This window comes from Stenotrophomonas sp. JAG2 (assembly GCF_041080745.1).
Classification (GTDB): Bacteria; Pseudomonadota; Gammaproteobacteria; order Xanthomonadales; family Xanthomonadaceae; genus Stenotrophomonas; species Stenotrophomonas maltophilia_AA.
Map to the genome: position 1 here is coordinate 24,307 of NZ_JBEUMH010000012.1, position 17,358 is coordinate 41,664.

The following is a 17,358-nucleotide window of genomic DNA, read 5'->3' on the forward strand; positions in this document are numbered from 1 at the left end:
CGCTGCCTCACGGCTTGGGGATGCGCAGGGTCTTGCTGATCATCAGCGAGCCGGACAGCGCGAACAGCAGCACCAGCGGGTGCAGCTGCCACGGGCCAAGCTGCCACTGGCCCAGCCACAGGTCCGCGCCGGTCGCGCCGACGCTCGCCGCCACGGCCAGCACCACCACCAGCGCCAGGCTGGTCGGAATCGGGGTGCCCTCGAAGTACGGCACCTTGTCGCCTTCGCCGGCCAGCGCCTCGGCGGTCACGTTGTAGCGCGCCAGGCGGCTGACGCCGCAGCAGACGAAATAGCTCAGCACCAGCCAGTCCCAGCCGCCCTGCATGCCGCAGGCGTAGGCCAGCGCCGCCGGGGCCACGCCGAAGGAAATGATGTCCGACAGCGAATCCAGCTCGCGGCCCAGCGTGGAACTGGACTTGCGCCAGCGGGCGATGCGCCCGTCCAGTGCGTCGAAAATGAAGGCCAGCGGGATCAGCGCCATGCCGAACAGCAGATAGCTGCGCTCGCCGTCCTGCAGGTAGCGCATGGCGGCGAAGACCGCGCCGGTGCCGCAGAACGCGTTGGCCAGGGTGAACCAGTCGGCCAGGTGGAACTCGCGCAACATCGAGAAATGACGTTTCATGGAAGATCGGGTGGCGGCAATCCCAAGAGAGTACCGCGAGCGGCCCGCGCCCGGACAGCCCACCCTACGCCACCGTACCCGGCCTTGCCGCGCCGTTCACGCGGAGACGACCTGCGGTGAATTTTTGACCACCCATCTTGACAGCGAGCGCCAGCGGGGGCCGGAGGCGCTTATCCACAAACTTGCCCACGAGTCATCCACACCCCCTGTGGACAACTCAGTCTCAATAGACGCGACCTTGGTGATTTGTTGATCACCGATCTTCATCGTGACGGGCCGATCGCGCTTCACAGGTGCGCCCATCGGGGCCGCGCGTGGGCTAAGCTGGTGGATGGACTCCGCCGCCGCCAGGTCCTGCCGCCCACCGACAGGAGTCTTGCGCGTGCTTTCCCCCGACCATCTGGCCGCCCAGTTGCGCCACCCGCACGGTGAGCACGCGCTCCTCGTGGCCGAATCGATGAACCGCAGCAACGGCGACCTCAACCGCGCCGCGATCGCCCTGCTGGCGGTCACCGCGGGCGAACAGGTGCTGGAGATCGGCCCGGGCAATGCGGCCTTCGCGCCCGATCTGCTGCGTGCCTCGGGCAGCCTCTACCTGGGGCTGGATGTCTCGGCGGCGATGGTCGACGCGGGCAACACAGTGCTGGCCGCACACGGGCTGCAGGATCGCGCCGAGGTCCGGCTCGGCGATGCCCAGGCCCTGCCCCTGGACGCGGCCTGCATCGATGCGGCGCTGGCAGTGAACACCCTGTACTTCTGGGACGAACTGAAATTCCCGTTCGCCGAACTGGCCCGCGTGCTGCGGCCCGGTGGCCGGCTCTGCCTGGCCTTCGGCGATGCCGCCTTCATGCGCACGCTGCCGTTCACCGCGCATGGCTTCCACCTGCACGAACTGGCCGAGGTCGAGCAGGCCCTGCGCAGCGCTGGATTAACCGTACAGGGCTGGCGCGCCCATCACGAAACCGGGCGCAGCAACGACGGGCGCGAGGTCAGCAAGCATTTCCACCTGCTGCTCGCCCGCAGGTAGTGACGGCCGCTGCCGGCATTACAGCCGGGTGTAGCTCCAGGACTGCATGGCGCCATCGCGGTACGGCATCACGCCATGGAAGGCGCGGGGCTCGTCGTCGAACACCAGCGGCAGGAAGCTGCGATCGCCTTCCCACAGCGGCAGGCTGTCGATCCTGTCTACGTCCACCCATTCCAGGGTGCCCTCCGGATTGGAGGTCAGCGGCGTGCCGGTGAAGTCATCGATGACGAACACGAAACCGAACCAGTCCTCGCCGTTCTTGCCGAAGCCCGGCCAGCTGATCGTGCCGCGCAGGCGCATGGTCCCGCACTCGATCCCGGCTTCTTCGCGGATCTCGCGGCGCATGCAGGCGGCGGCGTCTTCATCGCGCTCCATCTTGCCGCCCAGCCCGTTGTACTTGCCCAGGTGCAGGTCACCGGGGCGGGCGTTGCGGTGGATCATCAGCACTTGCTTGCCGTCGGCGGACAGCACGTAGCCCAGGGTGGCCACGATGGGGGTATAGGGCATTTCGCACAGGCTCGGGGGAACACAGACCCCCGATTATGCGTGATCCGCCAGGGGCCGGCTCAGGGCACCAGGGTGGTGCGGCGTGCATCCGCCGGTGCCGCCACCGCGCCATCGCGGCGCAGGGTCGCCACGCCGTGGCCGCGTTCGGCCAGATATTCCAGCCACTTGCCAAGGAAAGTGTTCATCCGCATGCGGTGGCTGATCAGCTCGGCCGGCGGCGGGTACATGCCCATCACGTCCTGCCAGCGGCGGCCCACGTAGCAATGGGTGGTCTCGGCCTGGCGGGCATCACGGTACAGGCGCACATAGGCCGACGGATCCGGCTGCCCGGTGACCGGGTCGGCGAAGTCGTAGGTCAGCCGCAGCTCGACCGTGTAGCGGTGGCACTCGATCACGTCCAGGCGCACATCCAGCCCATCGCCGATCGAGGAAACGTAGCTGCCGGGGACGAGCTCGGCGGGCGCGAACAGGCGCACCAAGTGCTGGTAGTTCTCGGCGTACAGACCCATCAGCCAGCTCAGGCGGCTGAGCCGGGGAATGCGTTCGATACGGGGCGATGCCTGGGCCATGGGTCGATCCTACACGTTGATCTCCCAACGTGGGGGCGGCGGCAGCCCGGCCAAAGGGGCCGGTTCTTCGCGTATCGACCAACGGTCGATACCTACCGCGGTCGGCCGCGCCCCATCCTTTGGCGTATTGACCAACGGTCGATACCTACGCGGTCGGCCGCGCCCCATCCCGGGTAGGCCACGACCGTTGATCGTGGCGCGCGGCCCAAGGCACGAAGGTCAATACATCTCGCGCTGCAGCCCCAGCGTGCCCAGCACCTTGCTCGAAATCTCCTCGATCGAGGTGTGGGTGGTGCTCAGCGTCGGAATACGCTCCATCCGGAACATGGTCTCGGCCGCGGCGACCTCGCGGCGGCAGGTCTCCAGGTTGGCGTAGCGCGAATTGGGGCGGCGCTCCTGGCGGATCTGCTGCAGGCGGTCCGGGTCGATGGTCAGGCCGAACAGCTTCTTGCGGTACGGACGCAGCCGGGGCGGCAGCCGGTCCTGCTCCAGATCCTCGTCGGTCAGCGGGTAGTTGGCCGCACGGACCCCGTAATGCAGGGCCAGGTAGATGCAGGTGGGGGTCTTGCCGGCCCGCGACACGGCCACCAGGATCACGTCGGCATCGTCGTAATTGATGGCGATGCCGTCGTCATGGGTCAGCGCGAAGTTCATCGCGTTGATGCGGCGGTGGTAGGTCTCGAAGTCGACCATGCCGTGCGCCTGGCCGACCCGGGAATGCCGGTTGACCGCCAGTTCGCGCTCCAGCGGCTCGATGAAGGGGGCGAACACGTCCAGCATCAACCCGCCGCTTTCGGCCAGGATGATGCTCAGCCCGCTGTCCACGCAGGAACTGACCACGATGGGCCGAACCTGGTACCGCTCCCCCGCTGCACGGATCCTTTCACAGGCTTCCCGCGCTTTTTCCGGATCATCGATGAACGACATTCGGTCGGTGATGAAGCTGAACCCGGAGAACTGGGTCAGGAGGCTATGCCCAATGGTTTCAGCGGTGATACCGGTTCCATCGGACACGTAGAACACCGGACGGATCGTCGACATACGGCTTTTACCCCCTCCGAAGCTTAAAAAGGCTGTCGATACAAGCTTGTGCCGACAGCGGTCTGCCCGGCATCATATCGGCTTCTTCCTACGGACGTGGCCATCCAGCCCGCCTCGGGCGATGGCCAAACGGAGCATCGCGCTTGAACGAGAACATCCTGTGGTTGCACGAACTGCGCCTGGCCGATCTGGCCCGCGTAGGCGGCAAGAATTCGTCGCTTGGCGAAATGATCGGCAATCTGGCCGGTCTGGGGGTGTCTGTCCCCGGCGGTTACGCAACCACCTCTGAAGCCTTCAAGGACTTCATCGCCCATAACGATCTGTCCAAGCGCATCTTCGACAAGCTGGCCACGCTGGACGTGGAAGATGTCGGTGCCCTGACGATCGCCGGCAAGGAAATCCGCGGCTGGGTGATCGATGCCCCGCTCCACCCGGCGCTGGACCAGGACATCCGCACCGCCTACGCCAAGCTGTGCAGCGAAAACGGCGGCGGCGACGTCGCGGTCGCGGTGCGTTCCTCGGCCACCGCCGAAGATCTGCCCGATGCGTCCTTCGCCGGCCAGCAGGAGACCTTCCTCAACGTGACCGGCGCCGACGATGTCGTGCTCAAGGTCAAGGAAGTGTTCGCCTCGCTCTACAACGACCGCGCGATCGCCTACCGCGTCCACCACGGCTTCAAGCACGAGGACGTGTTCCTGTCCGCCGGCGTGCAGCTGATGGTGCGCTCGGGCGTCGGTTCGTCCGGCGTGTTGTTCACCCTGGACACCGAGTCCGGCTTCCGCGACGTGGTGTTCGTCACCTCCTCGTTCGGCCTGGGCGAAATGGTCGTGCAGGGTGCGGTCAACCCGGACGAGTTCTACGTCTACAAGCCCACCCTGAGCGCGGGCAAGCCGGCGATCCTGCGCCGCTCGCTCGGCAGCAAGGCGATCCGCATGGTGTATTCGGATGTGCCCGGTGAGCGCGTGCGCATCGAAGACACCCCGGCCGACCTGCGCAACACCTTCTCGATCAGCGATGAGGACGTGCAGGAACTGTCCAAGCAGGCGCTGGTGATCGAAAAGCATTACGGCCGCCCGATGGATATCGAGTGGGCCAAGGACGGCGTCAGCGGCAAGCTGTTCATCGTGCAGGCGCGCCCGGAGACCGTGAAGTCGCGCGGCCATGCCACCCAGATCGAGCGTTTCGCGCTGAACCAGAAGGACGGCAAGGTACTGGCCGAAGGCCGCGCCGTCGGTGCCAAGATCGGTGCCGGTACCGCCCGCGTGGTGCGCACCCTGGACGACATGGCCCGCGTGCAGCCCGGCGACGTGCTGATCGCCGACATGACCGATCCCGATTGGGAGCCGGTGATGAAGCGCGCCTCGGCCATCGTGACCAACCGTGGCGGCCGTACCTGCCACGCGGCGATCATCGCGCGTGAGCTGGGCGTGCCGGCCGTGGTCGGCTCGGGCAACGCGACCCAGCTGATCCAGGATGGCCAGGAAGTGACCGTCAGCTGCGCCGAGGGCGACACCGGCTTCATCTACGACGGCATCCTCGAATTCGAGCGCACCACCACGGACCTGGGCAACATGCCGCCGGCGCCGCTGAAGATCATGATGAACGTGGCCAACCCGGAACGTGCCTTCGACTTCGGCCAGCTGCCGAACGCCGGCATCGGCCTGGCCCGTCTGGAAATGATCATCGCCAGCCACATCGGCATCCACCCGAACGCGCTGCTGGAGTACGACCGCCAGGACGCGGCGACAAAGAAGAAGATCGACGAGAAGATCGCCGGTTACGCCGATCCGGTCAGCTTCTACGTCGGTCGCCTGGCCGAAGGCATCGCCACCCTGACCGCGTCGGTCGCCCCGAACCCGGTGATCGTGCGCCTGTCGGACTTCAAGTCCAACGAGTACGCCAACCTGATCGGCGGCAGCAACTACGAGCCGCACGAAGAGAACCCGATGATCGGCTTCCGCGGCGCCAGCCGTTACGTCGACCCGAGCTTCTCGGCTGCCTTCGCCCTGGAATGCCAGGCCGTGCTGCGCGTGCGCAACGAGATGGGCCTGGACAACCTGTGGGTCATGATCCCGTTCGTGCGCACGCTGGAAGAAGGCCGCAAGGTCGTCGAGGTGCTGGAACAGAATGGCCTCAAGCAGGGCGAAAACGGCCTGAAGATCATCATGATGTGCGAAGTGCCGTCCAACGCACTGCTCGCCGATGAGTTCCTGGAGATCTTCGACGGCTTCTCGATCGGCTCCAACGACCTGACCCAGCTGACCCTGGGCCTGGACCGCGATTCCTCGATCGTCGCGCACCTGTTCGACGAGCGGAACCCGGCGGTGAAGAAGCTGCTGTCGATGGCGATCAAGTCCGCGCGCGCCAAGGGCAAGTACGTCGGCATCTGCGGCCAGGGCCCGTCCGATCACCCGGACCTGGCCGAATGGCTGATGCAGGAAGGCATCGAATCGGTGTCGCTGAACCCGGACACCGTGGTGGATACCTGGCTGCGCCTGGCGAAGCTCAAAGCCAAGGGTTGATCCCTTCGGCAATGAGATGAAGGACAAAACCCCGCTCAGGCGGGGTTTTGTTTTTGCGCGTAGAGCCACGCCATGCGTGGCCGCCTTTCGTCGGGGGTCTGGATGCCGAATGGACCGCGTTGCCACGCATGGCGTGGCACTACCGTCAGGCTTCGGCGGTCTCGGCCACCTCGGCCACCGGGTAATCGGTGAACCCTTCCGCCCCGCCCCCGAAGAACGTCGCCTTGTCCGACGGGTTCAACGGCAGGCCCTGCTGCAGGCGCTCCGGCAGGTCCGGGTTGGCGATGAACGGCCGGCCGAACGCGATCAGGTCGGCCCAGCCCTTGGCCAGCGCTTCCTCCGCACGCGCGACCGTGTACTTGCCCGCGTAGATCAGCGTACCCCGGTAGATCATGCGCAGCGCCTCCTTGAAGGCCACCGGCATCACCGGCGCGTCCTCCCAGTCGGCTTCGGCGATATGCAGGTAGCCCACGCCGATCTGGTCCAGCAGGTGCGCGGCGGCCAGGTAGGTGGCCTGCGGGGTGTCGTCCACCGCGCCCTGCAGCGTGGTCAGCGGGGCCAGACGCACGCCGACGCGCTCGGCACCGATCTCCGCAGCCACCGCTTCGGTCACCTCGCGCAGGAAGCGCAGGCGGTTCTGCAGCGAGCCACCGTAGCCATCCGTGCGCTGGTTGGCCTGGGAGTCGATGAACTGGTTGATCAGGTAGCCGTTGGCGCCATGCAGTTCGATGCCATCGAAGCCTGCCGCGATCGCATTGCGCGCGGCCGCCGCGTAGTCGCGCACGATCCCGGCGATCTCATCGATGGCGAGTGCCCGCGGCATCGAGTGCTGCACCATCTCGCCGACGCCGCTCTGCGGGCCGCGGCCTTCCGGATCGACAAACACCTTGACGCCCTCGGCCAGCAGCGCCGAGGAGGATACCGGTGCGGCACCCCCTGGCTGCAGGGCCACATGCGAGACGCGGCCGACATGCCAGATCTGGGCGACGATCCGGCCACCCGCAGCGTGGACCGCGTCGGTGACGCCGCGCCAGCCGGCGATCTGGGCCTCGTCATGGATGCCCGGGGTCCAGGCGTAGCCCTGGCCCTGCTGGCTGATCTGGGTACCTTCGCTGACGATCAGGCCGGCCGAGGCGCGCTGGGCGTAGTACTCGGCCATCAACGGCGTGGCAACGTTGCCCTCACCGGCCCGCGATCGGGTCATCGGCGGCATCACGATACGGTTGGGCAGCGTCAGCGCGCCACGGGTGTAGGGGGAGAACAGCATGGGAATCCTTGATCGGGGGGGGCGCCGCCGAAGCGGTGATGCCGACAAGGATGGGGACCGCGCCGCCCGCTCAACAGCCCTGCGGCGGCAAAACAGTTGTGCCGCCCGTGCAACGATCGATCAGGTACGCTCGGCCGCCAGCATCGAGTAGGCGGCCCGCACGGTCTCGTAGCCGTAGGTACGTTCCAGCCGGCGCACAATGAAGTGCCCGCGCGCCACGTCCTGGTAGTAGTCGGTGAACATGGTGTTGAGCGTTGCACCGGCCACCGCCCCCACGATCGGCACCGCCTGCGCGGCGAACTTCTCGGTGACCACCACGCCGAAGCGCGCGGCGACCTTCTCCACGAGCTTGGCCAGCCACTTGCCGGCCTCCTTCGGGGTCAGCCCGATCATCACCGGGCTGCCGCCGACCGCGCGCCCGGCCAGCTCGGCGGACAAGTGGCGCATCACTTCGGCGGTGAAGCCACGGGTGATGTAGTAGCCGGTCTCGCTGGCGTCGTCCTTGCCCGAATTGCCGCCCAGCGCGAACACCTCCAGGCAGGCGTGCCGGGTGCTCATGTCACGCAGGTCGAAGCCCTCGCTGCGGGCGACGTCGGCCACCGAGCGCATCATGATCGTGGTCGACACCGGCAGTTCGATGAACAGCGTGGTGAACCCGAACGCGCCGCCGACCGCACCGGAGGTGGCCGCGGCCAGTTTGTGCCAACGGGTGGAGGCCGCCTTGCCGGGCGTATTGTCCATCGTCCACAACGCGGCCTGGGCGGATTTGAACAATGCCGCCTCGACCGCACCATGGATGCGGCGCGATACCGAATCAGGCAGCCGCTTGACCGCGAACTCCAACGGCGAGCCGATCAGGTTCGCCATCTTGGCGGTCAGCGTGGGCGATTCAAGCAGGTCCACCGCACGCTGCAGGTCGCGCCAATCCTGCGAGGTCGGCAGGATCGAGGACGACAGCGGCGGCGGTTGCGGCGAGGTGATGGCGTTCATGGCCGCGATCATAGCGCCGCCGATGTCTACCGCTTGTTGCCTCGCCTGCCGGTGGCTGAATGCCCCGGTGGGCTCAGGCCGGCAGGCCCGACAGCGCGCCCATGAACTGCCGGTAATGGCGCAGCTCCGCGATGGAATCGTGGACGTCGCTCAGCGCGGTATGGCTGGCGGTCTTGCCGACGCCGGCGGCGACGCCCGGGGCCCAGCGCTTGGCCAGTTCCTTGATCGTGGACACGTCCAGGTTCCGGTAGTGGAAGTACTTCTCCAGGCGCGGCATTTCGCGGTGCAGGAAGCGACGGTCCTGGCAGATCGAATTGCCGCACATCGGCGAAGCCCCCGCCTTGATCCACTGCTGCAGGAACGCGATGGTCTGCGCCTCGGCCTGGCCCAGCGTCACGCTGCTGTCGACCACACGCTGCCACAGCCCGGATCGGCGGTGCTGGTTGCGGTTCCATTCGTCCATGGCCTCCAGCCGCTCCACCGGATGATGGATCGCGAACTCCGGACCTTCGGCCAGCACGTTCAACTGCGCATCGGTGACCACCGTGGCGATCTCGATGATGGCATCGTTGTCGGTGTCCAGACCGGTCATTTCCAGATCGATCCAGATCAGTCGCTCGCCTTCTGCGCCGTTGTCCGCCATGTGTTCGCCTTGTGCTGGGTCGCTGCCTGCGCCGCGACCGGGAATGGATAAGGCCCACATGATACCGCCAACCCGTCACGCCCCTGTCGCTGCCGCACCCTTACTCCAGCAGCAGCGGCGGCTTGCCACGCTTGGCGCGGAAGTAGTTGGTCAAGCGGGTGCTGGCATCCTTGGCCAGCACGCCGCCGTGGAGCTCGACACGGTGGTTGTGCCGCGGGTCGCCGATCAGGTCGAACACGCTGCCGCAGGCACCGGTCTTGGGGTCGGTCGCCGCATACACCAGCCGTGCCACGCGTGCGTGCACGATCGCCATGGCGCACATCGCACACGGCTCCAGGGTGACGTACAGCGTGCTGCCGACCAGCCGGTGGTTGGCCAGCGCCCTGCCCGCCTGCCGCATCGCCACGATCTCGGCGTGCGCGCTGGGGTCGTGGTCGGCGATATTGAGGTTCCAGCCTTCACCGAGCACGGCGCCGTCGGCACCGACCAGCACCGCGCCGACCGGAATCTCGTTGAACTCACGCTCGGCACGCTCGGCCAGGCCCAGTGCATGGCGCATCCAGCGCTCGTCCTGGTCGTGCACCGGCACGCCCAGCGGGGGCGGCGGCGCGAGGCGCTCAACCATGGCCGTTGGCCTTGCGCACGAATGCCTCGAACGCGGCCAGGGTGGCCTCGCTGACGTGGTGCTCGATGCCTTCGGCGTCGCGGCGCGCCGAGTCGGCGTCCACGCCCAGTGCCAGCAGGAACTGCTCCACGGTCTGGTGGCGGGCACGCATCTCCACCGCCAGCTGCTCGCCGGCCGGGGTCAGGAACACCCCACGGTACGGTCGCTGGATCGCCCAGCCCTCCTTGACCAGTCGCTTGAGCGCCTTGGCGACCGTCGGCTGCGCCACCCCGAGTCGGCTGGCGATGTCCACCTGGCGGGCCTCACGGCCATCGGCGATCAGGTCCGCGATCAGCTCCACATAATCCTCGACCAGCTCGGACCGGCGCGCCTCGCGCACCTGCACGAAGCCCTCGACGTGCACCTGGGCATCGATCAGGGGCGTGGTGGCTTTACGGCTCGACGACGGCATGGTGGCTCCAGCAATGGCCGGTGGCGAAGGGCTGCGGCGCCCGGACAGTTTACCTCACGGGGGTTTGCGACTGGCCGGGGCTGTCCGGCGACTGTCTTATTCACGGCGCCTAGTGTTTGACAAATGATTTTTGTTGCCGGATATATACCCCACCTACTCAGCCATGGACCCGGCCGAAGGCCAAGGAGCAGCATGGACGCATCCGCACTACGGAAGTACGGCCCCCTCGCTCTGATCGTCGTCCTCGCCGCGTTGATGACCGCGCTGGCCGTGCAGAACCGCCAGCTCCGCCAGCAGCAGGCCGTGCTGGTGAGCAAGATCGAACAGATTTCCAAAGCCGTGCACGGCCTGCCCGAAGGCGCCCGGCCGGAAGCATTCGACGCCACCGCACTCGACGGCCAGGCACTGACCTTGGCTGGCCCGGCCAGCGGCCGTCAGGTCCTGTATTTCTTCTCCCCTGCCTGCAGGTTCTGCCTCGCCTCGGTACCGCAGATCCAGGCGCTGGACGCCGCCGGCCGGAACAACGGCAACCGCGCCTTCGAAATGGTCGGCGTCAGCCTGCCGCCCCATGAAACCGCCGCGGACTACGCACGCCAGCATGGCTTCGACTTCCCGGTGGTGAACGATACCGATGACCGGATCACACAGCGCTATAGCGCCACGATGGTGCCGATGGTGGTGGTGATCCAGGACGGCAAAGTGATCTATCGGTACGTGGGCCAGCTCAAGGACAGCTCGGTCAATGCCATCACCGGCGCCTTCGTGGTGAACGCCGCGCGCAGTGCGGTGCCGGCGCCGGCGCCGGCAGGCTGACCCCCCAGGCGCCACCCGTGCGCGCCGCACCCAGGTCTCTCCGCACCCGTCCGTGGGCGCGGATCGGCAGTTGCATCGGTTTTCCTTCCCATCCAGGAGTTGAACGATGACCTCGAAACACACGCTGTCCCTGCTTGGCGGCCTCGCCGTCGCCGGCATGCTCGCCTTCGCTTCCGCCCAGGCCTTCGCGACCTCCGCCTCGCCCGCCACGCTGTCGGGCTGCAAGGCCGCGCCGCACTGCGACTACGGCGCCAATCCGGACGGCACCTGCTGCCCGCTTACGGATCCGCCGGCCCGGTAAACCGCTTCGCGCACCACCCGCTGCATCCGTCCCATCCACTCAAGGAGAAGCACCATGAAGTCGAAGAAACTCGTCTCGGTCTTTGGTGGTATCGCCGTTGTCTGCGCATTGGCGTTCGCCTCCAGCCAAGCGCTGGCCACCTCCAGCCAGCCCACGCCATTGGCGGGATGTGCCGAGCAGCCGAACTGCACGTATGGCGGGCACGGCGTGCACCTCTGCTGCGATCCGCTGTAAACAAGCACTCGACCATCCCGGCACAGTGCCGGGATGGTTCCGCCGCGATCAGCGCGGCCGTCGCTGCAGCAGGGTTTCAAACAGGACCGTGCCGTCCTGGTTCGCGGCCACCAGCGTGCCGCCATGCGCGCGCGCGAACTCGCTGGCGATGAACAATCCCAGCCCCAGCCCGCGGCTGTCGTGGAAACTGGCCTTGAACGGTTCGAACAGACGCGGCAGCAACGCCTCGGGAATCTGCCCGGCATTGCGCACCTGCAGGCGCAGCGGCGCGCTGCGCTCACCCTCCAGGCGAACCAGCACCGGCGCATCGCCGCCATGCAGCACTGCATTCCCGATCAGGTTGGACAACAACTGCGCCAGCCGATCCGGATCGCCCTGCAGGTGGGCATCGCCCTGGACCTGCAGCTCGATGCGCGCCTGCGGATGCGCACGCCCGATCTCGGCCACGACCGTTGCGGCCACGTCGGCCAGATCGCATTCGGTGCTGTACAGGCGCAACCCGCCGGTACGGATCTTCGAGAAATCCAGCAGCTGCTCCACCATCCGGGCCATGCGCTGGGCGCTGTTCTCCAGGTGACCGAGCGTGCGCTGGACCTGGCTGTCGTCGGGCAGGTCGAGCGCCAGCTTGTCGGCGCACAGCAGGATCGAGGCCAGCGGCGTGCGCAGGTCGTGCGTGAGCACCGCCATCATCGTTTCATTGAGCGTGAGCGCATGCTCCAGCGCCTCGTTGCGCGTCTTGAGCAGCTGCTTCTGCTGGTAGAGCTCGATGAACACATTGACCTTGCTCATGATCACCTGCGGCTCGATCGGCTTGTGCAGGAAATCGACCGCCCCGGTCTCGTAGCCCTTGAACGCGCGCACGGGGTCGTTCGGTGAGGCGGTCAGGAAGATGATCGGCACGTCGCGGCTGCGCTGTGATCCGCGCATCAGTTCGGCGAGCGAAAAGCCGTCGATCTCCGGCATGTGCACGTCCAGCAGCGCCAGCGCGACCTCATGCTCGAGCAGCAGTTCCAGCGCCTCGGCACCGGAGGGGGCACACAGGATCTCCAGGCCCGGGCGACGCAGCAGCGCTTCCATCGCGACCAGGTTCTGCGGAATGTCATCGACAATCAGCAGCTTCACGCAATCGGTGGTGGCAGTCGACCCGGCGGGCTCGATCAGGTTCATCGGGTAAGACCTTTCATACGCGTGCAGATGGAGGTGAGCGGGAGTACCGCATCGGCACCGGCGTGCGCCAGGGCCGAAGCGGGCATCATCGAGGAATAGGCCTCCTCAGGGCATTGGATCCAGGCTTCGCCGCCGGCGTGGCGCACGGCGGCAACACCGTCACTGCCGTCGGTACTGGCACCGGTCAGCAGGATCGCCAGCACGCCATCGCCGAACACATCGGCGGCGCTTTCGAACAGGGGATCGATCGCGGGGCGGGAGAACAGCACCGGCGGATCGACCGACAGCGCCAGCGTGGCGCGGTCCTCGACCAGCAGATGGTAGTCCGGCGGCGCGAACGTCACCGTGCCGGGCTGCAGGGGTTGTTTGTCCTCCGCTTCGCGCACCGGCAGCGGGCAGCCGGCGTCGAGCAGGTCGGCGATGCGGCTGGGGCGGTCGCGCGGCAGATGCAGCACCACCAGCACCGGCAGCGCCAGCGCCGACGGCAGCGATGACAGCAGGGCCTGCAGCGCACTGACGCCGCCGGCCGATGCACCGACGACCACCAGGTCGAACCGGCTGCGTTGCGATGCCGCGATCATCAGGCCAGCTTCCGGTAGAGGCGCTGTTCGCGCGCACAGGCTTCGAACAGGTCCGCGTGCGCGCCGAACTGCAGCGACTCCTTGCTGCCCAGGCCGAGGAAGCCCCGGTGCACCAGCGCCTCATGGAACAGGCCGATGGCACGGTCCTGCAGCGGCCGCTGGAAATAGATGAGCACGTTGCGGCAGGACACCAGGTGCACTTCCGAGAACACGGTATCGGTCGCCAGGCTGTGGTCGGCGAACACGATGTTGCGCTTCAGGCGACGGTCGAACACCACGCTGCCGTAGCCGCTGCTGTAGTAATCCGAGAGCGATCCGGTGCCGCCGGCGGCGAGGTAGTTGCGGCTGAACTGTGCCAGCCGGTCCAGCGCGAAGGCGCCGGACTCGGCCGCCTGCAGCGCTTCGGGATTGATGTCGGTGGCGTAGATGATCGCGCGGTCGAGCAGGCCTTCCTCATGCAGCAGGATCGCCAGCGACCAGACCTCTTCGCCGGTACTGCAGCCGGCGATCCACAGTTTGATCGATGGATACGTGCGCAGCACCGGTACCGCATGCTCGCGCAGCACCCGGAAATACGGCGGGTCGCGGAACATCTCCGAGACCTGCACGGTGAAGTACTGCATCGCCTGGGCGAACGTGTCCGGCTCGTGCAGCAGCCGGTGCTGCAGCGCGCCCATGGTCGGGCAGTCGAAGCGCGCCATGGCATGCCGCATCCGCCGCCGCAGCGACGCCAGCGCGTAGTCACGGAAGTCGTAGTGGTAGCGCTGGTAGACCGCCTCGAGCAACAGCTTCAGCTCCAGGTCGAACAACTCCGTTTCATTCATCGGCGCGAGCACCACACGCGGCACAGCGAGACCAGCTTGTCCACGTCGATCGGCTTGGCGATGTAGTCGTTGGCACCGGCCTGCAGGCAGTGCTCGCGGTCATCGGGCATCGCCTTGGCGGTCAGCGCGATGATCGGCAGGTCGCGCCAGCGGTTGTCCGCGCGGATCTCGCGCATGGCGGTCAGCCCGTCCATCTCCGGCATCATGATGTCCATCAGCACCAGGTCGATCTCCGGGCGCAGCTTCTCCAGCGCCTCGCGGCCGTTGCGGGCGATGTCCAGGGTGACGCCGAGCGGCTCGAGCACACTGGACAGCGCGAAGATGTTGCGCACGTCGTCCTCGGCCAGCAGCACGGTGCGGCCATCGAGCACCGCATCGCGGCGGCGTGCCTCGCGCAGCAGGCGCTGCTGGTCGGTCGGCAGCGAGGCCTCGACACTGTGCAGGAACAGGGTCACTTCATCGAGCAGGCGCTCGGGCGAGCGCGCGCCCTTGATGATGATGCTCTTGGAATAGCGGCGCAGGCGCTGCTCTTCATCGCGGGTCAGCGCGCGGCCGGTGTAGACGATCACCGGCGGGAACGCCACGGCCTCGTTGCCGGCCATGCGCTCGAGCAGGTCGTAGCCGGTGCCGTCGGGCAGCGCCAGGTCGGTGACCATGCAGTCGAAGGTCGATCCGGCCAGCTCCGCCATCGCCTCGGTGATGGTGCCCACCGCCGTGATCTCGAGCTGGTCGCGGCCGAGCAGCAACTGCAGGTTGGAGCGCAGCTCACTGTCGTCCTCGACGATCAGCAGGCGGCGCATGTCGCGCTGGCTGGTGGCCTCCAGCTGCTGGATCGCCCCGACCAGGCGCTCACGCGTGGCCGGCTTGATCACATAGCCGATCGCGCCCAGCTCCATCGCCACCTGCGAGCGCTCCAGCCCGGACACCACGTGCACGGGGATGTGGCGCGTGGCCGGGTCGCGCTTGAGGCGCTCCAGCACGCTGAGCCCGGAAACGTCGGGCAGGCCGATATCGAGCAGGATGCCGTTGGGCCGCAGTTCGGTGGCCAGGGCCAGCGCCTCCTCGGCGGTGCCGGCGACCACACAGTCGAAGTCCAGTTCATGCGCCATCGACACCAGCGCGCTGGCGAAGGTCGCATCGTCTTCGACCACCAGGATCATCCGGCCCGCGCGGCTGCGACGGCCGCGGTCATCGATCACCTTTGCCGCCGGCGTCGGGGCCGGCGTCGACCCGGCATGCGCACGGCCGAGCGGCGCGGCGGCGGGCAGCGCCGGCGCCGCGACGGCGGCAGGGCGGACGTCATGCACGACGTGCTGGGCACTGCCGGTGCCGCCGCCAGCCAGCAGCGGCAGTTCGAGGGTGAAGCAGCTGCCGCGGCCCGGCTCGCTGGAGACGGAGATGCTGCCCCCCATCCGGGCGGCCAGATCGCGCGAGATCGACAGGCCCAGCCCGGTGCCACCATAACGGCGGCGGGTACTGCCATCGGCCTGGCGGAACGCTTCGAAGATCACTGCGGTCTGCTCTTCGGGAATGCCGATGCCGGTATCGGACACGGCGAACTGGATCCGCCCTGCCCCGGCACTGCGGACCTTCAGCGACACGCTGCCGTGCTCGGTGAACTTGACCGCATTGGCCAACAGGTTCTTCAGGATCTGCTGCAGGCGCTGGCTGTCGGCCAGCAGCTGGGTCGGCGCATCCGGCGCGGCGCTGATCTCCAGGCTCAGGCCCTTCTGCACCGCCATCGGCTCGAAGGTTTCCTTCAACCGCTGCAGCACGCTGGAAACGGCCAGGTTCTCTTCGACCAGCTCGACATGGCCGGCTTCGATCCGCGACAGGTCCAGGATGTCGTTGATGAGCGCCAGCAGGTCGTTGTTGGAGGAGTGGATCGCCTGGGCGTACTTGACCTGCTCGGCGGTCAGCGTGCCGTCCTTGTTGTCGGCCAGCAGCTTGGCCAGGATCAGCGCGCTGTTGAGCGGCGTACGCAGCTCGTGGGACATGTTGGCCAGGAATTCGGACTTGTAGCGCGAGCTGGCCTCCAGCTCGTTACTGTTCTGCACCAGCTGCGCCTGCGCCAGCAGCAGGGCCTGCTGGCGCGACTCCAGCTCGTGGGTGCGCTCTTCAAGCTGCACATTGGTCTGCTCCAGCTCGGCCTGCTGCTGCTCCAGGTTGGCCTGGGAATGCAGCAGGCTGCGGCTCTGCTCCTCCAGCTCCTCGTTGGCCACGCGCAGCTCTTCCTGCTGGGTCTGCAGCTCTTCGCTCTGGCGCTGGGTTTCCTCCAGCAGTTCCACCAGCTGGGCATTGAGCAGCGACGCGCGCAGCGCGATGCCGATCGGCTCGGCACATTGCAGCAGCAGCGCCATCTCCAGGCCGCGTGCGGGCGATACGCCGGCACGGCCCAGCTCGATCACGCCGATCACCACGCCATCGGCGGTGATCGGTCCCAGCAGGCGCTGGTGCACGGTAGTGCGGCCCAGCGGTGTGTCGATATCCAGCGGGCTGTCGCTGTCCTCCAGCCGGCGGGCACGGCCCTCACGGATGATCTCGCCCCATTGCCCGGCATTCGCCGGCAGAGTCTCCGGCAGCTGCGACGGCAGCGCGGCGCCACCGACCAGCACCAGCCGCTCGCCCTGCAGGCGGTACATCGCGCCGACATCGGCATTGAGCTGCGCGCACAGCGCGCGCATGGCTGCTTCGGCCAGTTCACGCGGAGTGGGATCCCCTTGCAGGCTGGTGCCGACCACGTTCTCGCCGGCCTGCAGCCACAGCGCGTCGGCCGCTTCACGGCGGGCGCCGATGGCCTTCATCACGGTCAGCGCCATCATCAGGAAGGCGACGCCGCCGATGCTGCGGTTGACGAAGGAAAACGCCGAATTGCTGCTGGCCGGCGCAACGTTGTAGCCGACCGCCAACAGGATGCAGGACCCGATCGCCACCAGCAGGGGCACTTCCATGCGGCGCTGGAACAGCGTGATGCCGACCGCCATGAAGTAGGTCAGCCAGACCGCATAGCCCAGCGGCACCACCATCTCCGTGCCCAGCGTGGCCGCCATCAAGGCGGCCGACGCAAGCCAGATCCAACGGTCACGGGCGGTAGGCGCAGAATTCATGCCGTGTTCCAGCTCAGCTAAAAAGGGGGCTGATGGTACCTGAGCGGTAAACGGGTGTTAAGCGCCA

At 67.3% G+C, this 17,358-nt stretch carries 18 protein-coding genes; 5 read left to right on the forward strand and 13 right to left on the reverse strand.

All coding sequences use genetic code 11. From position 1 onward, the window contains the following. Positions 1-7 precede the first annotated feature (7 nt). Entirely contained in the window at positions 8-622 is a 615-nt protein-coding gene (locus AB9O74_RS15105) for a phosphatidylcholine/phosphatidylserine synthase (RefSeq protein WP_070474651.1), read from the reverse strand. 376 nt (positions 623-998) lie between these two features. On the opposite strand from AB9O74_RS15105, the gene AB9O74_RS15110 reads away from it, so the two are divergent. After that, a complete protein-coding gene (locus tag AB9O74_RS15110) occupies positions 999-1,649 on the forward strand; it encodes a class I SAM-dependent methyltransferase (protein WP_369349795.1) in 651 nt (216 codons plus the stop codon). Positions 1,650-1,667: 18 nt separating this feature from the next. On the opposite strand, the gene AB9O74_RS15115 is transcribed toward AB9O74_RS15110, so the two are convergent. The 3 genes from AB9O74_RS15115 to AB9O74_RS15125 form a co-directional block, all read right to left on the reverse strand. Then, positions 1,668-2,156, reverse strand: a complete 489-nt coding sequence (locus AB9O74_RS15115) for an NUDIX domain-containing protein (protein ID WP_369349796.1) — start codon at positions 2,154-2,156, stop codon at positions 1,668-1,670. A 59-nt stretch (positions 2,157-2,215) separates the two neighbouring features. Then, positions 2,216-2,725 carry a DUF1249 domain-containing protein gene (locus tag AB9O74_RS15120; RefSeq protein ID WP_176988647.1) on the reverse strand — a complete coding sequence of 170 codons (510 nt, stop codon included), beginning with the start codon at positions 2,723-2,725 and terminating at the stop codon, positions 2,216-2,218. Positions 2,726-2,944: 219 nt separating this feature from the next. Beyond that, the gene (locus tag AB9O74_RS15125; RefSeq protein ID WP_019184148.1) at positions 2,945-3,766 is read right to left on the reverse strand and encodes a pyruvate, water dikinase regulatory protein; all 822 of its coding nucleotides are present in this window, start codon (positions 3,764-3,766) and stop codon (positions 2,945-2,947) included. A gap of 143 nt (positions 3,767-3,909) precedes the next feature. Here AB9O74_RS15125 and ppsA point away from each other — a divergent pair, with 143 nt between their 5' ends. Then, positions 3,910-6,288 carry a phosphoenolpyruvate synthase gene (gene ppsA / locus AB9O74_RS15130; RefSeq protein WP_176988646.1) on the forward strand — a complete coding sequence of 793 codons (2,379 nt, stop codon included), beginning with the start codon at positions 3,910-3,912 and terminating at the stop codon, positions 6,286-6,288. Between the two features lie 145 nt (positions 6,289-6,433). Here ppsA and AB9O74_RS15135 read toward each other — a convergent pair whose 3' ends face one another. The 5 genes from AB9O74_RS15135 to mntR all read right to left on the reverse strand — a co-directional run bounded on the left by AB9O74_RS15135 (position 6,434) and on the right by mntR (position 10,264). Beyond that, positions 6,434-7,555 carry an alkene reductase gene (locus AB9O74_RS15135; RefSeq protein ID WP_369349797.1) on the reverse strand — a complete coding sequence of 374 codons (1,122 nt, stop codon included), beginning with the start codon at positions 7,553-7,555 and terminating at the stop codon, positions 6,434-6,436. A gap of 120 nt (positions 7,556-7,675) precedes the next feature. Beyond that, the gene (locus AB9O74_RS15140; protein ID WP_346477533.1) at positions 7,676-8,545 is read right to left on the reverse strand and encodes an EcsC family protein; all 870 of its coding nucleotides are present in this window, start codon (positions 8,543-8,545) and stop codon (positions 7,676-7,678) included. Positions 8,546-8,618: 73 nt separating this feature from the next. Beyond that, the gene (gene orn / locus AB9O74_RS15145; RefSeq protein ID WP_176988643.1) at positions 8,619-9,188 is read right to left on the reverse strand and encodes an oligoribonuclease; all 570 of its coding nucleotides are present in this window, start codon (positions 9,186-9,188) and stop codon (positions 8,619-8,621) included. A 100-nt stretch (positions 9,189-9,288) separates the two neighbouring features. Then, a complete protein-coding gene (gene tadA / locus AB9O74_RS15150) occupies positions 9,289-9,813 on the reverse strand; it encodes a tRNA adenosine(34) deaminase TadA (RefSeq protein WP_369349798.1) in 525 nt (174 codons plus the stop codon). Beyond that, on the reverse strand, positions 9,806-10,264 hold the full coding sequence (mntR, locus tag AB9O74_RS15155; protein WP_176988641.1) for a manganese-binding transcriptional regulator MntR: 459 nt from the start codon (positions 10,262-10,264) through the stop codon (positions 9,806-9,808). The genes tadA and mntR overlap by 8 nt, the downstream gene beginning before the upstream one ends. A gap of 192 nt (positions 10,265-10,456) precedes the next feature. Between mntR and AB9O74_RS15160 the strand changes: the two genes are divergently transcribed. The 3 genes from AB9O74_RS15160 to AB9O74_RS15170 all read left to right on the forward strand — a co-directional run bounded on the left by AB9O74_RS15160 (position 10,457) and on the right by AB9O74_RS15170 (position 11,612). After that, on the forward strand, positions 10,457-11,077 hold the full coding sequence (locus AB9O74_RS15160; RefSeq protein ID WP_369349799.1) for a peroxiredoxin family protein: 621 nt from the start codon (positions 10,457-10,459) through the stop codon (positions 11,075-11,077). Positions 11,078-11,183: 106 nt separating this feature from the next. Then, entirely contained in the window at positions 11,184-11,378 is a 195-nt protein-coding gene (locus tag AB9O74_RS15165; RefSeq protein ID WP_176988639.1) for a hypothetical protein, read from the forward strand. A 54-nt stretch (positions 11,379-11,432) separates the two neighbouring features. After that, positions 11,433-11,612 carry a hypothetical protein gene (locus AB9O74_RS15170; protein WP_176988638.1) on the forward strand — a complete coding sequence of 60 codons (180 nt, stop codon included), beginning with the start codon at positions 11,433-11,435 and terminating at the stop codon, positions 11,610-11,612. A gap of 48 nt (positions 11,613-11,660) precedes the next feature. Here the strand turns inward: AB9O74_RS15170 and AB9O74_RS15175 are convergent, their stop codons facing one another. From AB9O74_RS15175 to AB9O74_RS15190, 4 genes are read right to left on the reverse strand one after another with little or no spacing between them, the layout of a single operon-like run. After that, the gene (locus AB9O74_RS15175) at positions 11,661-12,779 is read right to left on the reverse strand and encodes a hybrid sensor histidine kinase/response regulator (protein WP_346477538.1); all 1,119 of its coding nucleotides are present in this window, start codon (positions 12,777-12,779) and stop codon (positions 11,661-11,663) included. Continuing rightward, positions 12,776-13,360 (reverse strand): chemotaxis protein CheB, encoded by a 585-nt coding sequence (locus AB9O74_RS15180; protein WP_176988636.1) that lies wholly within the window; start codon positions 13,358-13,360, stop codon positions 12,776-12,778. Before AB9O74_RS15180 ends, AB9O74_RS15175 begins: the two co-directional genes overlap by 4 nt. Beyond that, positions 13,360-14,208, reverse strand: a complete 849-nt coding sequence (locus AB9O74_RS15185) for a CheR family methyltransferase (RefSeq protein WP_176988635.1) — start codon at positions 14,206-14,208, stop codon at positions 13,360-13,362. Before AB9O74_RS15185 ends, AB9O74_RS15180 begins: the two co-directional genes overlap by 1 nt. After that, positions 14,181-17,291, reverse strand: a complete 3,111-nt coding sequence (locus tag AB9O74_RS15190; protein WP_369349800.1) for a response regulator — start codon at positions 17,289-17,291, stop codon at positions 14,181-14,183. Before AB9O74_RS15190 ends, AB9O74_RS15185 begins: the two co-directional genes overlap by 28 nt. Between the last annotated feature and the right edge of the window lie 67 nt (positions 17,292-17,358).